We start from the raw sequence: 19,697 nt of genomic DNA, 5'->3' as shown, positions 1-19,697 counted from the left end.
CCCCAAATCACCCACCCGCCCTCCGCCGCGCGCGCCGAGGCGCGGCCGATCTTGCGCGGCGGCCACCACCCCATTCCCGCCGCCCCGCCCGCCGCCACGCCCCGCGGGGCGGCGACCCCCGCCCCGCCGCTCTTCGTGCTGTGGCTCGATGCGCACCCCGATTTTCATACGCTCGACACGACGACCAGCGGCAATTTGCATGGTGTGCCGCTGGCTTATGCCAGCGGGCAGCCCGGCTTCGAGGGCTATTTCCCCCGCCTTGCAGCGCAGGTGGAGCCGGCTCGCATATGCGCGCTGGGGATCCGCAGCGTGGACCTGGCGGAAAGGGATGCATTGCGCAGAGCCGGCGTGACGGTCCACGACATGCGTTCGATCGACGAGCACGGCATCGCGCAACTGCTTCGCGCCTTTCTCGAACGGGTGAGCGCCGCCAACGGCATGCTCCACGTCAGCCTCGACGTCGATTTTCTCGACCCGTCGATCGCCCCGGCGGTCGGCACCACCGTCCCAGGCGGCGCCACCTTCCGCGAGGCGCATCTGGCGATGGAAATGCTGCATGACAGCGGCCTCGTCACCAGTCTCGATCTGGTCGAGCTCAACCCTTTTCTCGACGAACGCGGCCGCACCGCCACGCTTTTGGTCGACCTGACCGCAAGCTTGATGGGCCGGCGGATCATGGATCGCCCAACGAGGGGGTTCTGAGCCATGACGGTCAATTTGAACATCGTTCCCTTCGTCAGCGTCGACCGCATGATGAAGCTGGTGCTTGCCATCGGCATCGAGCGCTTTCTGGTCGAGCTTGCCGCCTATATCGAAGAGGATTTCACGCGTTGGGAGCTGTTCGACAAGACGCCGCGCGTCGCCTCGCACAGCATTGACGGCGTCATCGAGCTGATGCCGACCAGCGACGGGCAGCTTTACGGCTTCAAATACGTCAACGGGCATCCGAAGAACACGCGTGACGGCCGCCAGACCGTGACCGCTTTCGGCGTGCTTGCCGATGTCGGCAACGGCTATCCGATGCTGCTTTCGGAAATGACCATCCTGACGGCGCTCAGAACCGCCGCAAGCTCGGCCGTCGCGGCGAAATACCTCGCTCCCGAGGCCGCCCGGTGCATGGCGATCATCGGCAATGGCGCGCAATCGGAATTCCAGGCGATTGCGTTCAAGGCGCTGCTTGGCGTCGACAGGCTGCGCCTCTACGATATCGACCCGGCGGCCTCGACCAAATGCATGAAGAACCTTGCCGGCATGGGTTTCGACATCAAGCTCTGCGCGTCGGCGCAGGAGGCCGTCGAAGGTGCAGAGATCATCACCACGGTGACCGCCGACAAGCGGTCGGCAACAATCCTGACCGACAACATGGTCGGGTCCGGCGTGCACATCAACGCGGTCGGCGGCGACTGCCCGGGCAAGACCGAGCTGCATCGCGACATTCTGCTGCGCTCGAATATTTTCGTCGAGTATCCGCCGCAGACGCGCATCGAAGGCGAGAGCCAGCAGCTCGATGCGGACCATCCGATCACCGAATTGTGGCAGGTGATGACAGGAAAGGCAGCAGGCCGGACGGACGCCGGACAGATCACGCTGTTTGATTCCGTCGGCTTTGCGATCGAGGATTTTTCCGCGCTGCGCTACGTCCGCGATCAGCTTCAGCGGACCGGCCTTTACGAGGAACTAGACCTTCTGGCCGATCCCGATGAACCGCGTGACCTGTTCGGCATGCTGCTGCGCGCCGAAAAAGTGGCCGGGCTGGCGGTTGCCGGCAGCTGAGCTGCGATCCTGTCGGTCAGTCCTTCTTTTCCTGGTACAGGCGCTCGGTGGCGCGGTCGCTTTCCCTGCGCTCCGCCGGGCCGCGACGGCGCTGCGTGAGCAGGGCGTAGGCGATCAGGATTGCCAGCAGCAGTGGACCGCCTGCAACAACGAGCAACCACAAACTAGTCTCAAACATCGAACCGTCTCCTTTCCTTCACAACCGGGAAGGACCAGAACCGTTCCTCCGTCTTATCGGAGGTCGCCCGCACGGCGTGGCGCGATTCAGGATTTAATGCTTCGAGCGGGGCGTTCCACGCCTTGTCTGCACTCAGGATGCCCTTATCTAGAGTCTTATCATTCGGTCACAGGCACTCTCTGCAAAGTGAAGGGAACCACAAGGGCTTTCCGACATTTGGTTGTTCAAGAGACAAACGTGCAGCCACACCGGCTCCGGGGCTAGGAATACCATGCGTGAGAATCAATCCGACGTCTTCGATCTGTTTTCCGAGGTTTACAAGAATGCGGCGCAGGAGGAGATAAGCCTCCAGCAATATCTGCTTGCCTGCCGCGAGGACAAGTCGATGTACGCCTCGGCGCCCGAGCGGATGGTCGAGGCGATTGGCGAGCCGACCTTTGTCGATACCAGCAAGGACGAGCGGCTTGGCCGTATTTTTTCGAACCGGACGATCAAGATCTATCCGACCTTCGCCGACTTTTACGGCATGGAGGATACGATCGAGCGTATCGCCGGTTATTTCCGCTATGCCTCGCAAGGGCTCGAGGAACGCAAGCAGATACTCTATCTCCTCGGCCCGGTCGGCGGCGGCAAGTCCTCGCTTGCGGAGCAGCTGAAAAGGCTGATGGAGCAGCGTCCGATCTATACGCTGAAGGTCGGCGGCCAGGTCAGCCCGGTGTTCGAATCGCCGCTCGGGCTGTTCGACCCCGACCGCATGGGCGACCTTTTGGAGGACAAATACGGCATCGCCCGGCGGCGGCTGAACGGCCTGATCTCGCCCTGGGCGGCCAAGCGCCTCGACGAATTGTCCGGCGACATCTCCAAATTCAGCGTCGTCAAGCTGATGCCGTCCAGGCTTCGCCAGATCGGCATCGCCAAGACCGAGCCGGGCGATGAGAACAACCAGGACGTTTCGGCCCTGGTCGGCAAGGTCGACATCAGGCAGCTGGAAAACTTCAGCCAGTCGGATCCGGATGCCTATTCCTATAGCGGCGGCCTGAACCGGACCACGCAAGGACTGCTCGAATTCGTCGAGATGTTCAAGGCGCCGATCAAGGTGCTGCATCCGCTGCTGACCGCGACCCAGGAAGGCAGCTACAACGGCACCGAGAATTTCGGCGCTTTCCCCTATCAGGGCATCATCGTTGCCCATTCCAACGAATCGGAATGGCTGCAGTTCAAGAACAACAAGAACAACGAGGCGTTCCTCGACCGTATCCTGGTGGTCAAGGTGCCGTATTGCCTGCGGGTCACCGAAGAGCGGCAGATCTACGAGAAGCTGTTGCGCGAAAGCGAATTGGCCTCCAGCCCCTGCGCTCCGGAAGTGCTCGATATCCTCAGCCGGTTCACCGTTTCGACCCGCCTGGCCGAACACGATAATTCGCCGCTCTACACCAAGATGCGCGTCTATGACGGCGAGAACCTCAAGGAAACCGATCCCAAGGCGAAGTCGGTCCAGGAGTACCGAAACGCGGCCGGTGTCGATGAAGGCATGACCGGCGTCAGCACCCGCTTCGCCTTCAAGATCCTGTCGCAGACCTTCAACTACGACACCGAAGAGGTGGCCGCCGATCCGGTGCATCTGATGTACATCCTGGAAGAGGCGATCAAGCGCGAGCAGTTCCCGAAGGAAACAGAGGCGGACTATCTCGATTTCATAAAGTCGGAGCTGGCGACCCGTTATGCCGAGTTCATCGGCCACGAGATCCAGAAGGCTTATCTGGAATCCTATAGCGAATACGGCCAGAACCTGTTCGACCGCTACATCGCCTATGCCGATGCCTGGATCGAGGATCAGGACTACAAGGATACCGATACCGGCCAGATCCTCAATCGCGAGGTTCTGGACAACGAACTGTCGCAGGTCGAAAAGCCGGCCGGCATCGCCAATCCCAAGGACTTCCGCAACGAAGTGGTGAAGTTCACGCTGCGCGCGCGGGCCAGAAACCATGGCCGCAACCCATCATGGACAAGCTACGAAAAGCTGCGCGAAGTCATCGAGAAGCGGATGTTCGGGCAGGTCGAAGATCTGCTGCCGGTGATCAGCTTCGGCTCCAAGCAGGACAGCGTGACGGAGAAGCGGCATACCGAATTCGTGCAGCGGATGATCCAGCGCGGCTACACCGAGCGCCAGGTCCGCCGGCTGGTGGACTGGTACATGCGGGTGAACAAGGCGGGTTGAAGCCAGCCCGGGGTAACATATGCCGATCTTCATCGATCGCCGACTGAACCCGAAGGACAAAAGCCTCGGCAACCGGCAGCGTTTCCTGCGGCGGGCGCGCGAAGAGTTGAAGCGCACCATCCGCGATCAGATCCGCACCGGCAAGATCGCCGACGTGGACGCCGAGCATGCCGTTTCGATGCCGGCGCGAGGCACCGGCGAGCCGAGCTTCAAGGATGCCCGGAACAGCGGCAGCCGCCAGCACGTCCTGCCCGGCAACAAGCATTTTGCCCGAGGCGACCGGCTGCCTAAACCCGGCCAGGGCGGCGGCATGGGATCCGCCCCGGGGAGAACCGAATCGGAGGACGATTTCCGTTTCGTGCTGTCGCGCGAGGAGGTGCTCGACCTCTTTTTCGAAGACCTCGAACTGCCTGATATGGTCAAGCTCAACCTCAAGGAGATCCTCGCCTTCAAGCCGCGCCGGGCCGGCTTCGCCGCGACCGGCTCGCCGACCAACATCAATGTCGGGCGCACGATGCGCAACAGCCATGGCCGCCGCATAGCGCTCAGGCGCCCCAAGCAGGAGGCGGTCGACGCTGTCGCGCAGGAGATCGCGACGCTGGAGACGAAGCCGCAAAACGCCGAGATGCGGCAGCGCATCGTGGCGCTGCAGGAAGAGCTTGAGCGGCTGGAGCGCCGCCGCAAGCGGATCGCCTTTGTCGATCCGGTCGATATCCGCTTCAACCGCTTCGACGCCCAGCCGGTGCCGAACGCCAATGCGGTGATGTTCTGCCTGATGGACGTGTCCGGTTCGATGGGCGAACGCGAGAAAGATCTGGCCAAGCGCTTCTTCGTGCTGCTGCACCTGTTCCTGAAACGGCGCTATGACCGCACCGAGGTCGTCTTCATTCGCCACACGCACGAGGCGCAGGAGGTGGACGAGGAAACCTTCTTCTACAACACTCAGAGCGGCGGCACGGTGGTTTCCACGGCGCTCGAGGAGATGCACCGCATCGTCGAGCAACGCTATCCCAGCCGCGAATGGAACATCTATGTCGCCCAGGCCTCGGACGGCGACAATTTCGTCACCGATTCCGAGCGCTGCATCGCCTTGCTCGACGAACAGATCATGCGGCTTTGCCAGTATTTCGCCTATGTCGAGATCCTCGACGAGCGTGAGAGCCACATCTTCGGCGCCACCGACAACGGCACGTCGCTGTGGCGTGCCTACAGTGCGGTCAAGCTGAGGTGGTCGAACTTCCAGATGAGCCGCATCGCCACGGCGGCCGACATCTACCCGGTTTTCCGCCAGCTCTTCGCCAGACAGCCGGGTTATCAAAAGAGCGCTGAAAGAGGGGGCTGATGGCGAGCAAATCCGGGTTGCTGTTTTCCGGTTCCGACTGGGATTTCAGGACGCTGTCGCGTGCCTACGAGACCATCGAGGCGGTCGCCACGGAAGAGCTCCACCTCGACGTCTATCCGGTGCAGATGGAGATCATCTCCTCAGAACAGATGCTCGACGCCTATTCCTCTGTCGGCATGCCGCTGATGTACCGCCACTGGTCGTTCGGCAAGCACTACCTCTACCAGGAATTGCTCTACCGCAAAGGCGGACGGGGGCTCGCCTATGAACTCGTCATCAATTCCAATCCCTGCATCGTCTATCTGATGGAAGAAAACACCATGGCCCTGCAGGCCCTGGTGACGGCGCACGCGGCACTCGGCCATAACCATTTCTTCAAGAATAATTATCTGTTCCAGCAGTGGACTGACGCCAGCGCCATCCTCAGTTATCTGGACTTCGCCAAGGGCTACATTGCCCGCTGTGAGGAGCGGCATGGCGTCGATGCGGTGGAAGAGATCCTCGATGCCGCACATGCGCTGATGGAACAGGGCGTGTTCAGATATCACCGGCCGCCGAAACTGTCGTCGGAAAAGCAGCGCGAGGGCGTTCGCGAGCGCCTGGAATACGAGGAGCGTTCCTACAATGACCTATGGCGCACGCTGCCGCCTTCGAAGGACGGCACCAAGCCCCGCGAGACGGATACAATGGCGGAGCGCAGGAAATCGCTCAAGCTGCCCGAGGAAAACCTGCTTTATTTCCTGGAGAAGAACAGCCTGATCCTGGAACCCTGGCAGCGTGAGGTCATCCGGATTGTCCGCGTCATCGCGCAGTATTTCTATCCGCAGCGCCAAACGCAGGTGATGAACGAGGGCTGCGCCACCTTCGTGCATTACACGCTGATGAACCTTTTGTTCGACCGCGGCCTGATCGGCGAAGGCGCCATGCTGGAAGTGCTGCGCAACCATTCGAACGTGATCTTCCAGCCGGGCTTCGACGATCCGCGCTTTTCCGGCATCAACCCTTACGCGCTGGGCCTCGACATGATGCAGGACATCCAGCGCATCTCGACCGCGCCGACCGCCGAGGACCGCGACTGGTTTCCCGATATCGCCGGCAATGGCGACTGGCGCCAGACCCTGCTGGACGCCTGGGCCAACCATCGCGACGAGTCCTTCATCCGCCAGTATCTGAGCCCTACCCTGATCCGGAAATGGCGGTTCTTTGTGCTTGCCGATGCGGCCAACGATCCGCACTACGAAGTCGCCTCGATACACAATGAGCGCGGCTACGAGAGCATCCGCGCCGCACTCGCCCACAGCTACGACATCGGCGCCAGCCGGCCGGACATCCAGGTGGTGGACGTGGACCTGCTCGGCGATCGGCATCTGCGCCTGCAGCATAAGGTCAAGGACGGCATAGTGCTGGAAGGCGGCAGCCGCGACGCCACGCTGCGCCATATCCGCAAGCTCTGGGGCTACGAGGTCAGCATGGCTGCGGTCGACGCACAGACCGGCGCCACAGTCCACGAACGGTCGACCAGCCAGATCGGGGAATGACCGAACCGGACTTGCCGGCGAAGTCGGGTGTCGTTGCCTTTACCGGATCACCAACCACCCTAAGTACGCGCGCGCCACGAGGGCATCATTCAGGGAGCAGGAACATGCGCGCATTGATGATCGCCACCGTCCTTCTGGTCGCTGTCACGATGGCGCTCTCACTTGCGCACGCACTGGAATTGCCCGGCAAGTTGCGCCTCAAGGAGGCCACCTACAGATCAGTGCAGGCGATCTATTATCCTGGCTTCACGATCGGCGGCTTTGCCGAGATCGGCGGCATCATTGCCCTCGCCATCATGCTCTACCTGACGCCTTATCCAAGCGCTCGATTCTGGTGGACCTTGGCGGCGCTCGCCTTCCTGCTGGCGGAACATGCGACCTATTGGTTGATCACGCATCCCGTCAATAATTTCTGGGTGCAAGACGTTGCCATGCCGCAATCAGCCGCGACCTTTTTTTCAATGTTCTCTCGAAAGCAGACCGGCGACTGGAGAGACTTGCACAACGTCTGGGAGGCTTCGCATGTCGCCAGGGCAGGCCTGGCGATGCTGAGCCTCGTCTCAATTGCTGTCGCCGCGACATTTTTTGCTGAATAGCGCCAGGGATCAAGACGGCCCTCGTCCGCCAACTTGCCGCCACGAACGCTGCATCCGTCAGATCAGGGAACGGAACCGGCGTACTATCTTAACGTCAAGCGATCCTGCCGTTTCAGCGGTCGGTGCGATGCTTGTTGTGGGCGCTTTCCTGGTGCTCGCCGCGGATGATGTTGCGGTCGTCGGGATCGGCAATGTCCTTCGGGTCCGATCTGAGCTCGGCACCGCGCCGGAACGCCTCGCGCTCTTGCCTGGTCTTTTTCAAATCCGCTTCCGCGTCGAAATCCTTGCCGGCGTTTTTCGTGTTCTCGCGCTCTTCGATGACGCGCAATTGCTGCTCATGAGTCTTTTTTCCGGCCATCGGTGACCTCCTTCTTTTGATTTTCCACTTTCCCAGGGTCCAAATTCGCTACAGCCCGAAAGGATAGGTCTCGGGAAGGCCTGTCCCCGCATGTTCCGGCCCAAGCGGCGTCACGGCACTGGTTTCATCGAACCAGACGAAAGCATCGAACTGGCGGGCGAGCGAGGCGTCCGCATAATGGCTGTGGAGCTCGGTTTCGGGCCGGTAGATGACGCCGATAAAGCGTTCCAGCCGGCGCTCCAGAAGCCGTTCGCGCAGCGTGTCGTCGCGATCGAAATCGAGCAGGAAAGGCGAGACGCCGCTGTCGTGGCAAAGCCGCTCATAGCTGTCGTTGTGGGAAGGCCGAACCGGTTTCACTTCCATGTCGCCGTCCCAGTCGGTGGCGGCGGCCACCGTCCCGGAATGCGTACTGAGCCCGATCAAGGCAACCTCGTCGCCAAAACGCTGGCGGCAGAGCTGGCCGATATTCAGTTCGTCCCTGACGATCCCCATTTCGGTATAGCGGGCATCGCCGATATGGGAATTATGTGCCCACACCACCGCCTTGGCGTTCGGGCCGCGGGCCTGCAGCAGGTGCTCCAGCGTTTCGAACATATGGGTGTCGCGCAGGTTCCAGGATTGCGCGCCGCCGTAATACATGGTGCGGTAATAGCGCTCGGCGGAGGCGACCAGACGGGCATTCTGGCTCGCGTCGAGGAAATCGATGCCGTCCTGCTGCGCGTAGTCGAGCTCTCTGGAAAGCAGTTCCCGGCATTGCTCGAGCACGGCCTTCTCGCATTTCTGGTAACCGGAGGTGAGTGCGACACGGCCATAGGTGGCCGGGTCGTTCTGCCACGGCGTCAGGCAGCCATAGCGTTCGCGCGCGATCCTCGCCGCCTGCGGATCGACCCGGTCGAGATATTGCAGGACCGCCGCAATCGATCCACCCATATTGTAGATGTCGAGGCCATAGAACCCGGCCCGCCGGGAGGATAGCCTGATCCGCTCATTATGCTGTCGCATCCAGTCGACGAACTCGGCGACGTCGGTGTTGCGCCACATCCAGGTGGGAAAGCGCTGGAACGGCGGATCTGCGCCAGGCCGCGGCGGCCGATGGCGGACGTAGCGGTCGATCGCCGCGGCATCGGGCCAGTCGGCCTCGACCGCGACGATGGTGAAGCCATGCTTCTCGATCAGCCTGCGAGTGATCGCGGCGCGCGCACGGTAGAACTCCGACGTGCCGTGGCTGGCTTCGCCGAGCAAGACGACGCGGCGGTCGGCAAACCGGTCGAACAGCGCACCGAAGGCCGGATCGTCGAAATCCGGAAGCGGTTCGGCGGCGGCCGCGATCATCTGCGGCAGGCTGCTCCTGCGCTGATGCCGGTGCGGAAGATCGGCCGCTATCTGGCTGTCGCTGCCTGGCTCGCCCCAGCCTTGCTCGCCGATCAGCGGAACAAACCGCACGCCGCCGAAATCCTCCTCAGTGTAGGTTGCGGCGCCGGTACGGGTGACCTTGAGCAGGCGCTGCGAGTCGAATTCATCGCCGACCGGGATGACAAGCCGGCCAGCGACGTCGAGCTGTTCCTGCAGAGCGAGCGGTGCGCCGGGTCCGGCGGCCGCAACCAGGATCGCATCGAAGGGTGCCGCCTCGGGCCAGCCTTTGGTGCCGTCGCCGGTGCGGACTTCGATATTGTCGTAGCCAAGCTTTTTGAACCGCTGCCTTGCCGTTTCAGCCAACGCGGCGTGGCGCTCGATCGTGTAGACGCGTTCGACGATCCGGCTCATTACGGCAGCCGCATAGCCCGAGCCGGTGCCAACCTCGAGGACGTGGTCGCCGGCTCCGACCTCGGCCATTTCGATCATGAACGCAACGATGTAGGGCTGCGATATCGTCTGACCTTCGGCGATCGGCAGCGGCCCGTCCTCATAGGCGAATTCTTCAAAGCCAGGATCGACGAAAGCCTCGCGCGGGACCTCGCGCATCGCCTGAAGGACATTGCGGTCGCGAATGCCACGGCGGCTCAAGTGGATGTCGACCATTTGGTTGCGGGCATGGGAGAGATCGAGCATCTTTTTGCTCCTCCTATGGGCCTCCGCTACAATCGCCCAAGCTGCTCAACGCCACCTCGGCCGGCTCGTATCTCAGGGCCTCGGCAGTCCTTTTGGATTCAAGCAATGCGGTGCATCTCCCTAACCGTTAGCAAGCCCCGAGGTTCCCCAAAAGACCGACCCGCTTTTGTCTGGCGAGGCGGGTTGCAGGATCGGCAAGCGGGCGCTAGCCACGCCGCCCAAACTTATTTCGAGGCAAATCCTTTCTCCGACGCGACGCCACTCCAGATAACGACGGACGAGGGTATTCCGGAGGCATTTCCATGAACGACGAGGTCCGCACCGCTGCGCACACGACCGGCCTTGATCAGATCGATCTGATGGACCGCTACTGGCGAGCCGCGAACTACATCTCGGTTGGCCAGATCTACCTGCTCGACAATCCGCTCTTGCGCGAGCCCTTGCGGCCCGAGCACATCAAGCCGCGGCTGCTCGGCCATTGGGGCACGACGCCCGGCCTCAATTTCATCTATGTGCATTTAAACCGGATTATCCGTGAACGTGGTCTCGATGTCCTGTTCATCTGCGGTCCGGGTCACGGCGGCCCGGCAATGGTCGCGAACACCTGGCTCGAGGGCACCTACAGCGAAATCTATCCCGAGGTCGGCGGGGACGAAGACGGCCTGCGCAAGCTGTTCCGGCAGTTCTCGTTTCCCGGCGGAGTGCCGAGCCACGCGGCTCCGGAGACGCCCGGCTCGATCCACGAAGGCGGAGAGCTCGGCTATGCGCTTGTCCATGCCTTCGGCGCCGCCTTCGACAATCCGAACCTTGTGGTTGCCTGCGTCGTCGGCGACGGCGAAGCCGAGACCGGCCCGCTCGCCGCGGCCTGGCATTCCAACAAGTTCCTGAACCCGGCATCCGACGGTGCCGTCCTGCCGATCCTGCATCTCAACGGCTACAAGATCGCCAGCCCGACCATCCTCGGCCGCATGGAAGACGAGGCGTTGCGCAGCCTGTTCCTCGGCTATGGCTACGAAACCTTTTTCGTGGAAGGCCATGAGCCTGCCCCGATGCATCGGGAGATGGCCCGCACGCTCGATACCGTGCTCGGCCGGATCCACTCCATCCAGGAGCCCGCACGAGCCGCGGGCTGGAAGGGAGAGCGGCCGCTGTGGCCGTTGATCGTGCTGCGCAGCCCAAAGGGCTGGACCGGGCCGAAAGAGGTCGACGGCAAGAAGGTCGAGGATTTCTGGCGTTCGCACCAGGTGCCGGTGTCGAATGCACGCGGCGATGCGGCGCACCGGCAGATCCTCGAAGACTGGATGCGCAGTTACGAGCCGGAGATGCTGTTCGACGAAGGCGGCCATCTCCTGGCGGAGCTTGCGGCGCTGGCGCCAACAGGACCAAGACGAATGGGCGCTATCCCCTGCGCCAATGGCGGCCTGCTGAAACAAGACCTGGTGCTTCCCGACTGGAAAGGCCTGGCGCTCGACGTACCGCGTCCGGGCGGCACTGTCGGGGAGGCGACGCGGACCGTCGGCAGCTATCTTCGCGATGTGATCCGCTTGAACGCCGAGGCCAGGAATTTCCGGCTGATGGGACCCGACGAGACGTCCTCCAACCGCCTCGACGACGTGTTCGAGGTTACGGATCGGGTCTGGATGGAGCGGATCGAGCCTTACGACGTCCATCTTTCCCGTGACGGCCGCGTCATGGAAGTGCTCAGCGAGCATCTTTGCCAAGGCTGGCTGGAGGGCTATCTGCTGACCGGCCGCCACGGCCTGTTCTCGTGCTACGAGGCGTTCGTCCACATCATCGATTCCATGGTCAACCAGCACGCCAAATGGCTGAAGACCTCCGGCGAACTTGCCTGGCGCAAGCCGATCGCCTCGCTCAACTACCTGCTGACCTCGCATGTCTGGCGACAGGATCACAACGGCTTCAGCCATCAGGACCCAGGCTTTGCCGATTTCGTCGCCAACAAGAAGGCCGACACGGTCAGGCTCTATTTCCCGCCCGACGCCAACACGCTGCTGTGGATCACCGACCATTGCCTGAAAACCTACAACCGCATCAACGTCATCGTCGCCGGCAAGCAGCCGGCGCCGCAATGGCTGTCCGCCGAAGACGCGGAAGCACACTGCAAGGCCGGCGCCGGCATTTGGGAATGGGCCGGGACGGTTGCCAAGGGCGAAGATCCGGATGTGGTCCTGGCCTGCGCCGGCGACGTGCCGACGCTGGAGACGCTGGCTGCAGCCGATATCCTGCGCTCGGGCATTCCGGACCTGAATATCCGCGTCGTCAATGTCGTCGACCTGATGATTTTGCAGTCGAATTCCGAGCATCCGCATGGCTTTGCCGATGACAGGTTCGACGCACTGTTCACCAGGGCCAAGCCGGTCATCTTCGCCTATCACGGCTATCCCTATCTCATTCACCGTCTGACTTACCGGCGCGCCAACCACGACAACATGCATGTGCACGGCTTTCGCGAGGAAGGCACGACGACGACGCCGTTCGATATGGTGGTGCTCAACCAGCTCGACCGCTATCATCTGGCGCTCGCCGCGATCGCGCGTGTGCCGGGGCTGGCCGAGCGGGCGAAGGATCTTGCCGCGGCGTTGCACGGGAAATTGGCTGAGCACACGGCCTATGTCCGCGAACATGGCGAGGACATGCCCGAGATCCAGAAATGGTCTTGGCCGCAGGACGGCGCGACGAGGGCCGGCGATTGATGCGACGATCGATCCTTGCGTTGAATGCCGGCTCGTCGAGCATCAAGTTCGGGCTTTACGATCTTGGAGTGTCCGCTGAGCTGGATCTTGCCTCGCGCGGTTCGCTGGATTTGGGCGATGCGCCTAGGCTGACCGCAAAAGCCGCCGATGGGGCGGTGCAGTGCGATCGGCCACTTGCAGCAGACGCATCACGCGACATGGGCATCGGCCAGATGCTGCAATGGATCGAGAACGAACTTGGCGGAAGGAAATTGATCGCCGCCGGCCATCGCATCGTCCATGGCGGACGCGAGTTCGTCGAACCTGTCCGCCTGACGCCGACAGTTATCGAGGCTCTCGACAGGCTGACCCCGCTTGCGCCATTGCACCAGCCACGCAGCCTCGCGCCGATCCGGGCGCTTGCCGCGTTGCGGCCCGACCTGCCGCAGGTCGGATGCTTTGACACCGCCTTCCATCGGACCATCGAGCCTCTGGTCAGCCGTTTCGCGCTGCCGCGCCGCTATGAGGCAGACGGCATCCACCGCTACGGCTTTCACGGGCTTTCCTACGAATATGTCACGGGCCGGCTCAAGCAGATATCGCCCGATCTGGCGGCGAAAAGAACCATCGTCGCCCATCTCGGCAACGGGGCGAGCCTGTGCGCCATGCGCGACGGGCGAAGCGTCGATACGACGATGGGCTTTTCGGCGCTTGACGGCCTGGTCATGGGCACACGCTGCGGCGCCATCGATCCGGGCGTGCTTTTGTACCTGCTGCTGGAAAGAGGCGTTTCAGGAGAGGCGCTGCAAGACATGCTCTACGAGGAATCCGGGCTGCTCGGCGTGTCCGGCATTTCCGGCGACATGCGCACGCTGGAGGCCAGCGACGACCGCCGGGCCCGCGAAGCGGTGGAGCTCTTCGCCTTCCGCGCCGCCAGGGAAGTTGCCGCCCTCGCCAACACGCTGGGCGGGCTGGAATGCCTGGTGTTCACCGGCGGCATCGGCGAGCACTCGGCCACGGCCCGCAAGGCAATCTGCGACAGGCTTGGCTGGCTTGGCGTGGCGATCGACGAGGCCGCCAACCGCTCTCATGCCGCGCTGATGAGCCAGGCGGAGAGCAAGCTGGAAGTCCGCGTCGTGGCGACCGACGAAGAAGGGGTCATCGCCCGCCACACGCGCAAGGTGATGGAGGGGCCCGGCTGAGGCGGATGGCCTCGAATGGCGGCGCTTGCTCGACCGGCTACGTCGCGAGGGCGGCCGATCTGTTGAACACGATGGTCACCCGCGTTCCTTTGCCGGGGGCAGAATCCACCTCGAACCGGGCTTTGGCATTTTCGGTCAGCGATTGAGCGATCAGTGCTCCGAGCTTGCCGGGTTTCGGCCAGGTCTCGCCTTCGCTCGGTTTTTTCGGCTTCGGCGGACATTCCAAGCTTTCGATGTTTTGGGTGGGACCATGATCAATATCAGGTCGCTCGCCAACTGCGAAGTCCGCTCATTGCCACCACGCGGCCAGGCATGGCGGAGAGCCGAGATCGTGGTTGAGAAGCGGCTGAAGGCTCACCTCGAATGGCTCTGCTCGACCAGATGGTATTTGTACCGGTCGCGAATATGCTCGTTGAAGAACCGGCCCTTTGACGAGGCTTTGCGGAATGCCGCGTGGACCTGCGGCGGCACGTCCTCGTAATCATAGCGGTTTCCGCTCGGGACGAACCATACGGAGAGTACCCTCGTCGCCGGCTGGTAATCGATGCTTCTGATCGCAGTTGAAGGCATCCTCGACAGGTCCAATCCACGCCGTCGTGTGAATAACCCTGCACTGAGAGCGAGGTTCCTTGCTGCCGAAGCCAGCCTTGCCGCTACGGGCCGGCTTCACCAAATACGGTTGATGCCATCGCCCAAGACATCGGCTGCAGCCCGCCAGGGCGATCTCTTTGCCGCCGCCGACGACCTGCCGGAAGGATTCCGCTACCGGCCCGAACTGATCACGCCGGACGAAGAAGCAGCGTTCGCGAGCCAGCTCGCAACCCTGCCTTTTCAGGCCTTCGACTTTCACGGCCATCTGGCAAATCGGCGGGTGGTCGGTTTTGGGCTGCGTTATGACTACGACCGGCGCGAAGTCGTCGAGGCACCGCCGATACCCGGCTTTCTGCTGCCGCTCAGGGAAAAGGTTGCAGCCTTCGCCCGCCTGCCCGCCGAGACCTTCGTGCAGGTGCTGATCAACGAGTACCGGCCGGGCGCCGGTATCGGCTGGCACCGCGACAAGCCTCATTCCGAGGCCGTCGCCGGTGTTTCCCTGCTGGCCGCCTGCAGCTTTCGCCTGCGGCGGAAAAACGGCACGCGATGGGACCGCAAGACGGTCACCGTCGAGCCAAGATCGGCCTATCTGATGACGGGTGCTGCGCGCAACGAATGGGAGCACAGCATTCCGCCGGTTGCGGAGCACCGCTATTCGATCACGTTGCGCACGCTGCGGCCGCAACGCGCTTAAAGCAGAGCGGTGAGGAAGCCCGAGCACTGCCCTAAGAACTGGGCTGAAACAAATTCATCCGTCGCCATGCCGGCCGGCAAACTCCGCCAGCATGGCGCGCTGGCCTTTCAGGATCTTGAGGTTGGCTTCAGGCAGGGAGAACCAGCCCGCTTTGTCGACTTCGGCAAATTCCTTCATCGAGCCGGACCTTGGCGGCCATTCCATGACGAAGGTGTTGCTGCTGATGGCGTCGCTGTCGAAATCCGTCTCGACGCACCATGCGATGACGAGCTTGCCGCCCGGCTGCCTGTAGCTGCCAAGGCTTTCGAAATCCCCGTCGATGGCAAGACCGAGTTCCTCTTCGGCCTCGCGTTTTGCTGCCGCCAGCTCGTCCTCGTTCTCGTCGACCAAGCCCTTCGGGATCGACCATGCGCCGTCGTCCTTCTTCGCCCAGAATGGGCCGCCCGGATGCACCAGCAAGACCTGGAGATGTCCTTCCCTTCGGCGAAAGATGAGCAATCCTGCGCTGCGTTGGGCCATTCCGCTATTCCCCTGACGAAAATGAAACGAACGTCCGGGCCGGCATATGGAACAGCCTGCCATGGCGGAACGATTTCCGCGCGCAGCCGTTCCGTCCGTTCGACAAATGAGTGATCGACATGGCGACGCCGCGAGCTGCCTGGAAGGGCTTTATGAAAGTCGGATCGGTTTCCTGTGGCGTCAAGATCATCGGTGCCGTCAGCGAGGCCGAGAAAGTGCATTTCAGGATCCTGAACCGCAAGGACGGTCTCCCGGTCAAGAGCGCCTATCTAGACGAGGAGACCGGCGATACGGTCGAGGCGGCGGAGCAGGTAAAAGGCTATGAGGTCGAAAAGGGTGAGTTCATCCATATAGAGCCGGACGAAATCAAGAAACTGAAGATGGTATCGCAGCATACGCTCGAGATCGGCGAGTTCGTGCCTGCCGCCGAAATCGACGCACGCTACCTCGAAAAACCCTACTATCTCGTTCCGGCCGACGCGCCCTCCACGGAGGCTTTCGCGGTGATCCGGGACGCCATGGCCAGGAAAAAGGTAGCAGCCCGCTCCTGCGTCGTGCTGTACCAGCGAGGCCGAGAGGTGCTGATCCAGCCGCTGGGCAAGGGCATGCTGATGACGGAATTACGCAACCACAATGAAGTGGTCGCGGCGGACGCGGTGTTCGAAGGGCTGAAGGCTCGCAAGGTCGATCCCGAGATGCTGGAAATCGCGCAATTGCTGATCGACAAGAAGCCCGCCAAATTCGACCCGTCGAAGTTCGACGATACTTATGAAAAGGCGCTGGTTGCAATGATCGAGGCCAAGCGCAAGGGCAAGAAACCGCCCAAGCCGGCACCTGAGCCCAAGACGAACGTCATCAATCTCGCCGATGTTCTGCGCAAAAGCCTGGCGCAGGAAGGCGGCAAGGCTCCCAGCAAAAAGCCGAGAACGGCCCCGAAACGCAAATCAGCCTGAATGTCCGAAAGCGGATCGAACGGAACCGAAAACGCTCGCGCGCATTTAGATGACGTAGCAATCCGTCGGCAAGCCAAGCGGAGCGGGGGACTGGTGGACGTCGTTGAACTAAGGACTGGCGGGATCCCGCAAGTTTCCTCCGCCGATCTGATGCAGGCGTTGCCTGTGGCCGTCTACACCACCGACAAACAAGGCTACATCACCTTCTTCAACGAAGCCGCTGCCGATCTCTGGGGATATCGTCCGGTTATCGGCCAGGATCGCTGGTGCGGGTCATGGAAGCTTCGCCACCTCGACGGGCGACCGATGACGCATGACGAGTGTCCAATGGCCGTTGCCTTGCTCGAGGAGCGGGACGTTCGTGGGGGCCGAGCCATCGCCGAGCGGCCGGACGGCCAACTCATCCCGTTCAGTGCGCATCCGGTCCTGCTTCGCAATGAAGCCGGCGAGGTTGTCGGTGCCATCAACACCCTGCTCGACCTGCGCATGCAGACGCTGGCCGACGACGCCGGCATAAGGCTCGCCGCCATCGTCGAATCCTCGATGGACGCCATCGTGTCCAAAGACTTGAACGGCATTATCACCAGCTGGAACGACGCGGCACAACGCCTGTTCGGCTATACGCCCGCCGAGGCGATCGGGCGCCCGGTGACGATCCTCATCCCGCCCGACCACCTGGATGAGGAAGCCATGATCATCAGCCGCATTCGCGCCGGCGAACGGATTCCTTCATACGAGACTATCCGGCAGCGCAAGGACGGCACCCTGGTTCCGGTTTCGCTCACCATCTCGCCGATACGCGACGGCATCGGGCGTATCATCGGCGCCTCCAAGATCGCGCGCGACATCAGCCCCCACAAGGAAAGCGAACGGCGCATCCGCACACTCATGCGCGAAGTCAACCATCGCGTTAAAAACCAGTATTCGGTGATCGTCTCGATGATCCGCGAGACCAGCAAGCTGGCGGGTACGCCAGAGGCCTTCCTTTCACGGGTCCGGGAACGCATCATGGCGCTTTCGGAATCGCACGACCTCCTGGTCGATGCGGAATGGCGTGGCGCGACCATCGGCGAATTGATCCATGCCCAGACCAAGGCCTTCGCGACACAGGCCCGGCTGTCGATGAGCGGGCCGATGATCATGCTGCAGCCGAACGCCGTGCAATATCTCGGCATTGCCTTTCACGAGCTGGCCACCAATTCGGTAAAGCACGGAGCGCTGTCGCACCATGACGGACGGGTCGAGGTCGAATGGACCGTGACCCCAGCCGCCGATGGCAGCGATGGCTTCCGCCTTGTCTGGCGGGAGCTGGACGGACCATTGGTGGATGAAAACACGCGACGCGGTTTCGGAACGGTTGTGCTCAAACGCGTCACGCCGCAGGCGCTCAGCGGCACCGGCCGCCTGGAATTCGCCAGGCACGGCATCAGCTGGACGCTGGAAGCGCCGCTGCGCTTCGTTCAGATGTCGACGGCCGGCATCGCGGCTGATTGAAGGCCGCTGCCTCGGCCGCGGCTTGGCGGCCGTGTGTTAGCGCAATCCCTGTGGTAGCAATCAGGAGGAGCAGCGATGAGTTGGCTGGGCACCTGGCGGAATCAGTACGGGTCGGTGGTCGAACTGACCAGCGAAGAGGGCGGACGGATCAGCGGAACCTTCAGGACGGCGCTAGAGGACAGCGCCTTCTTCGGCATGACCGTGCCGCTGTTCGGAGCCTGCCATGGAGATGTCATCGGCTTCACCTGCGCGGCCGAAGGGCGGGTCGGAGCCGCAGCGGTGAGCTATACCGGCATTCTCAGGGATGGGAAGCTGGAGATGCTGTGGCACACCGTTGCGGATGCCGCTCTGTCGGCGGAAAAGGAAGGTGCCCCGGCCCGAGCCAGGAAACTGCCCGCCTGGCGCGCCTTTGGAACCAGCCTCGACAGTTTTGAACGCGTCTCCTGACGTGTCGGGCCCGCCGCCGCGGCATTCAGCTCGCAAGTGAGGCAGCAGGGTTCCCGCGGTGCATCGGAACTCGCGCTGACGATGGCGCGTTAGCCAGGACATGCGCTGTTCGTTACGGGGTCGACCTAATGAGCGTGCTTTATCGCGCAGCGAAAATCGCCGAACAGGCTCATGCCGGGCAGACGGACAGGACAGGGCGGCTTTATATCGAACATTGCCGCCGGGTCGTCGATGCCGTCGAAACGCTCGACCAGAAAGCCATCGCCTATCTTCACGACGTCATCGAAAAAGGCGACGGCTGGAACCGCGACCGGCTTGAGGCGGCCGGGTTCGGGCCGTCCATCGTATCGGCCGTCGACGCCATGACGCGGCTGCCGAACGAGGGCGATGCCGCGTTCGTTCGCAGGGCTGCGGCCAACCCGCTGGCATTGCCGGTCAAGCACGCCGATCTCGCCGACAATCTATGGCAGGCACGGCAGATCGGTGCCTCGACAGCGAAATACGAAGACGGCCTGCGCATTCTCAGGGAAGAGTTCGCGAGCTGACGGACAGCTGGCGGCTGTCGCCGATGTGGGGTCTACTCGGTGACGTGCGGCGTGTGCCGCTTGTCTTCCGCGGGATCGGCGTCGATCCGCGCCCTGCCGGGATCGAACGCACCATGGCGGGCGATCGCCAATGCCGGGGTGTCGGGCGTCTCGTAGGCCCACATGAAGTCTTCTGCCGACGAACCGACCGCATGAACACGCCAATAGCTTGCCGTGCCCTTCAGCGGGCCGTGGCTCGTCGTGTTCGTCTTCTCCAAGAGGTCGAAATAGATGTCCTCGAAGGGTATGTAGAAAACAGGATCATGGCCGTCTTCATAGAGCACCTTTGCCCGCTCGCTCGACGCAATAATGGCATCGGAGAACCGAACGGTTACGGTTCCATCGAACGGGACAATCCTGAGCGGGCCTGGGCGGGGGGCGGAATCTGCGGCTAAGGACTGCATTCGACTTCTCCGTTGACTGCGCTGCCTTCCCGAAACGTACTATCGCCGGTCAGGGTTCCAG

19 protein-coding genes and 1 pseudogene are annotated in these 19,697 nt (G+C 62.4%); 13 read left to right on the top strand and 7 right to left on the bottom strand.

Features of this window, described 5'->3' with window-relative positions; all coding sequences use genetic code 11:
• Together NKI16_RS22825 and ocd are read left to right on the top strand one after the other, a co-directional pair.
• Nucleotides 1–702, top strand: a 702-nt coding sequence (locus tag NKI16_RS22825) for an arginase family protein (RefSeq protein WP_352923705.1), incomplete at its 5' end; no start/stop codon positions are given.
• A gap of 3 nt (nt 703–705) precedes the next feature.
• Nucleotides 706–1,773 carry an ornithine cyclodeaminase gene (gene ocd, locus NKI16_RS22820; protein ID WP_023677057.1) on the top strand — a complete coding sequence of 356 codons (1,068 nt, stop codon included), beginning with the start codon at nt 706–708 and terminating at the stop codon, nt 1,771–1,773.
• Nucleotides 1,774–1,789: 16 nt separating this feature from the next.
• Here ocd and NKI16_RS22815 read toward each other — a convergent pair whose 3' ends face one another.
• Nucleotides 1,790–1,951 carry a hypothetical protein gene (locus tag NKI16_RS22815; protein WP_023677058.1) on the bottom strand — a complete coding sequence of 54 codons (162 nt, stop codon included), beginning with the start codon at nt 1,949–1,951 and terminating at the stop codon, nt 1,790–1,792.
• A 271-nt stretch (nt 1,952–2,222) separates the two neighbouring features.
• Here NKI16_RS22815 and NKI16_RS22810 point away from each other — a divergent pair, with 271 nt between their 5' ends.
• From NKI16_RS22810 to NKI16_RS22795, 4 genes are all read left to right on the top strand, one after another.
• Entirely contained in the window at nt 2,223–4,172 is a 1,950-nt protein-coding gene (locus NKI16_RS22810; RefSeq protein ID WP_023677059.1) for a PrkA family serine protein kinase, read from the top strand.
• Between the two features lie 19 nt (nt 4,173–4,191).
• Nucleotides 4,192–5,514, top strand: a complete 1,323-nt coding sequence (locus NKI16_RS22805) for a YeaH/YhbH family protein (RefSeq protein WP_023677060.1) — start codon at nt 4,192–4,194, stop codon at nt 5,512–5,514.
• Nucleotides 5,514–7,052, top strand: a complete 1,539-nt coding sequence (locus NKI16_RS22800) for a SpoVR family protein (protein WP_023677061.1) — start codon at nt 5,514–5,516, stop codon at nt 7,050–7,052. The genes NKI16_RS22805 and NKI16_RS22800 overlap by 1 nt, the downstream gene beginning before the upstream one ends.
• A 116-nt stretch (nt 7,053–7,168) precedes the next feature.
• Complete coding sequence (locus NKI16_RS22795) at nt 7,169–7,648, top strand: DUF1772 domain-containing protein (RefSeq protein ID WP_245274717.1); 480 nt, start codon at nt 7,169–7,171, stop codon at nt 7,646–7,648.
• Nucleotides 7,649–7,760: 112 nt separating this feature from the next.
• Here the strand turns inward: NKI16_RS22795 and NKI16_RS22790 are convergent, their stop codons facing one another.
• Nucleotides 7,761–8,006: a hypothetical protein gene (locus NKI16_RS22790; RefSeq protein WP_023677063.1), complete on the bottom strand. Its 246-nt coding sequence runs from the start codon at nt 8,004–8,006 to the stop codon at nt 7,761–7,763.
• Between the two features lie 48 nt (nt 8,007–8,054).
• Nucleotides 8,055–10,055, bottom strand: coding sequence for a protein-L-isoaspartate(D-aspartate) O-methyltransferase (locus NKI16_RS22785; protein ID WP_023677064.1), 2,001 nt, complete (start codon nt 10,053–10,055; stop codon nt 8,055–8,057).
• A 302-nt stretch (nt 10,056–10,357) separates the two neighbouring features.
• Between NKI16_RS22785 and NKI16_RS22780 the strand changes: the two genes are divergently transcribed.
• Nucleotides 10,358–12,769, top strand: coding sequence for a phosphoketolase family protein (locus NKI16_RS22780; RefSeq protein ID WP_352782482.1), 2,412 nt, complete (start codon nt 10,358–10,360; stop codon nt 12,767–12,769).
• A complete protein-coding gene (locus NKI16_RS22775; protein WP_352782484.1) occupies nt 12,769–13,950 on the top strand; it encodes an acetate/propionate family kinase in 1,182 nt (393 codons plus the stop codon). The genes NKI16_RS22780 and NKI16_RS22775 overlap by 1 nt, the downstream gene beginning before the upstream one ends.
• Nucleotides 13,951–13,987: 37 nt before the next feature.
• On the opposite strand, the pseudogene NKI16_RS22770 reads toward NKI16_RS22775, so the two are convergent.
• Both NKI16_RS22770 and NKI16_RS22765 read right to left on the bottom strand, forming a co-directional pair.
• A pseudogene (locus NKI16_RS22770) lies at nt 13,988–14,143 on the bottom strand (histidine kinase); the annotation flags it as partial.
• Nucleotides 14,144–14,304: 161 nt separating this feature from the next.
• Entirely contained in the window at nt 14,305–14,520 is a 216-nt protein-coding gene (locus NKI16_RS22765; RefSeq protein WP_352588791.1) for a KTSC domain-containing protein, read from the bottom strand.
• 112 nt (nt 14,521–14,632) lie between these two features.
• Here NKI16_RS22765 and NKI16_RS22760 point away from each other — a divergent pair, with 112 nt between their 5' ends.
• Nucleotides 14,633–15,235 carry an alpha-ketoglutarate-dependent dioxygenase AlkB gene (locus NKI16_RS22760; protein ID WP_352577664.1) on the top strand — a complete coding sequence of 201 codons (603 nt, stop codon included), beginning with the start codon at nt 14,633–14,635 and terminating at the stop codon, nt 15,233–15,235.
• A gap of 54 nt (nt 15,236–15,289) precedes the next feature.
• Here NKI16_RS22760 and NKI16_RS22755 read toward each other — a convergent pair whose 3' ends face one another.
• A complete protein-coding gene (locus NKI16_RS22755) occupies nt 15,290–15,754 on the bottom strand; it encodes an NUDIX hydrolase (protein ID WP_352577665.1) in 465 nt (154 codons plus the stop codon).
• A 119-nt stretch (nt 15,755–15,873) separates the two neighbouring features.
• Here NKI16_RS22755 and ku point away from each other — a divergent pair, with 119 nt between their 5' ends.
• The 4 genes from ku to NKI16_RS22735 all read left to right on the top strand — a co-directional run bounded on the left by ku (nt 15,874) and on the right by NKI16_RS22735 (nt 19,193).
• Nucleotides 15,874–16,707, top strand: a complete 834-nt coding sequence (gene ku / locus NKI16_RS22750) for a non-homologous end joining protein Ku (protein WP_023677071.1) — start codon at nt 15,874–15,876, stop codon at nt 16,705–16,707.
• Between the two features lie 93 nt (nt 16,708–16,800).
• Nucleotides 16,801–18,201: a PAS domain-containing HWE histidine kinase family protein gene (locus NKI16_RS22745; protein ID WP_352782486.1), complete on the top strand. Its 1,401-nt coding sequence runs from the start codon at nt 16,801–16,803 to the stop codon at nt 18,199–18,201.
• Between the two features lie 75 nt (nt 18,202–18,276).
• Nucleotides 18,277–18,648, top strand: coding sequence for an avidin/streptavidin family protein (locus tag NKI16_RS22740; protein WP_352571855.1), 372 nt, complete (start codon nt 18,277–18,279; stop codon nt 18,646–18,648).
• A 128-nt stretch (nt 18,649–18,776) separates the two neighbouring features.
• Complete coding sequence (locus NKI16_RS22735) at nt 18,777–19,193, top strand: HD domain-containing protein (protein ID WP_352923701.1); 417 nt, start codon at nt 18,777–18,779, stop codon at nt 19,191–19,193.
• A gap of 32 nt (nt 19,194–19,225) precedes the next feature.
• On the opposite strand, the gene NKI16_RS22730 is transcribed toward NKI16_RS22735, so the two are convergent.
• Nucleotides 19,226–19,636, bottom strand: coding sequence for a DUF427 domain-containing protein (locus NKI16_RS22730; protein ID WP_352473066.1), 411 nt, complete (start codon nt 19,634–19,636; stop codon nt 19,226–19,228).
• Nucleotides 19,637–19,697 lie beyond the last annotated feature (61 nt).

It is taken from the genome of Mesorhizobium sp. M0698, from assembly GCF_040320455.1.
Lineage (GTDB): Bacteria > Pseudomonadota > Alphaproteobacteria > Rhizobiales > Rhizobiaceae > Mesorhizobium.
The sequence above is the reverse complement of the archived record's forward strand: the minus strand, read 5'-3'. Positions and strand labels throughout refer to the sequence as shown.

Excerpts from the sequence above, each read along its gene's own strand:
- NKI16_RS22810 (WP_023677059.1), top strand. The coding sequence starts at position 2,223 with ATGCGTGAGAATCAATCCGACGTCTTCGATCTGTTTTCCGAGGTTTAC.
- ku (WP_023677071.1), top strand. The coding sequence starts at position 15,874 with ATGGCGACGCCGCGAGCTGCCTGGAAGGGCTTTATGAAAGTCGGATCG.
- NKI16_RS22740 (WP_352571855.1), top strand. The coding sequence starts at position 18,277 with ATGAGTTGGCTGGGCACCTGGCGGAATCAGTACGGGTCGGTGGTCGAA.
- NKI16_RS22815 (WP_023677058.1), bottom strand. The coding sequence starts at position 1,951 with ATGTTTGAGACTAGTTTGTGGTTGCTCGTTGTTGCAGGCGGTCCACTG.
- NKI16_RS22800 (WP_023677061.1), top strand. The coding sequence starts at position 5,514 with ATGGCGAGCAAATCCGGGTTGCTGTTTTCCGGTTCCGACTGGGATTTC.
- NKI16_RS22730 (WP_352473066.1), bottom strand. The coding sequence starts at position 19,636 with ATGCAGTCCTTAGCCGCAGATTCCGCCCCCCGCCCAGGCCCGCTCAGG.
- NKI16_RS22805 (WP_023677060.1), top strand. The coding sequence starts at position 4,192 with ATGCCGATCTTCATCGATCGCCGACTGAACCCGAAGGACAAAAGCCTC.
- NKI16_RS22775 (WP_352782484.1), top strand. The coding sequence starts at position 12,769 with ATGCGACGATCGATCCTTGCGTTGAATGCCGGCTCGTCGAGCATCAAG.
- NKI16_RS22795 (WP_245274717.1), top strand. The coding sequence starts at position 7,169 with ATGATCGCCACCGTCCTTCTGGTCGCTGTCACGATGGCGCTCTCACTT.
- NKI16_RS22755 (WP_352577665.1), bottom strand. The coding sequence starts at position 15,754 with ATGGCCCAACGCAGCGCAGGATTGCTCATCTTTCGCCGAAGGGAAGGA.
- NKI16_RS22780 (WP_352782482.1), top strand. The coding sequence starts at position 10,358 with ATGAACGACGAGGTCCGCACCGCTGCGCACACGACCGGCCTTGATCAG.
- NKI16_RS22790 (WP_023677063.1), bottom strand. The coding sequence starts at position 8,006 with ATGGCCGGAAAAAAGACTCATGAGCAGCAATTGCGCGTCATCGAAGAG.
- NKI16_RS22760 (WP_352577664.1), top strand. The coding sequence starts at position 14,633 with ATGCCATCGCCCAAGACATCGGCTGCAGCCCGCCAGGGCGATCTCTTT.
- NKI16_RS22735 (WP_352923701.1), top strand. The coding sequence starts at position 18,777 with ATGAGCGTGCTTTATCGCGCAGCGAAAATCGCCGAACAGGCTCATGCC.
- ocd (WP_023677057.1), top strand. The coding sequence starts at position 706 with ATGACGGTCAATTTGAACATCGTTCCCTTCGTCAGCGTCGACCGCATG.
- NKI16_RS22785 (WP_023677064.1), bottom strand. The coding sequence starts at position 10,055 with ATGCTCGATCTCTCCCATGCCCGCAACCAAATGGTCGACATCCACTTG.
- NKI16_RS22765 (WP_352588791.1), bottom strand. The coding sequence starts at position 14,520 with ATGCCTTCAACTGCGATCAGAAGCATCGATTACCAGCCGGCGACGAGG.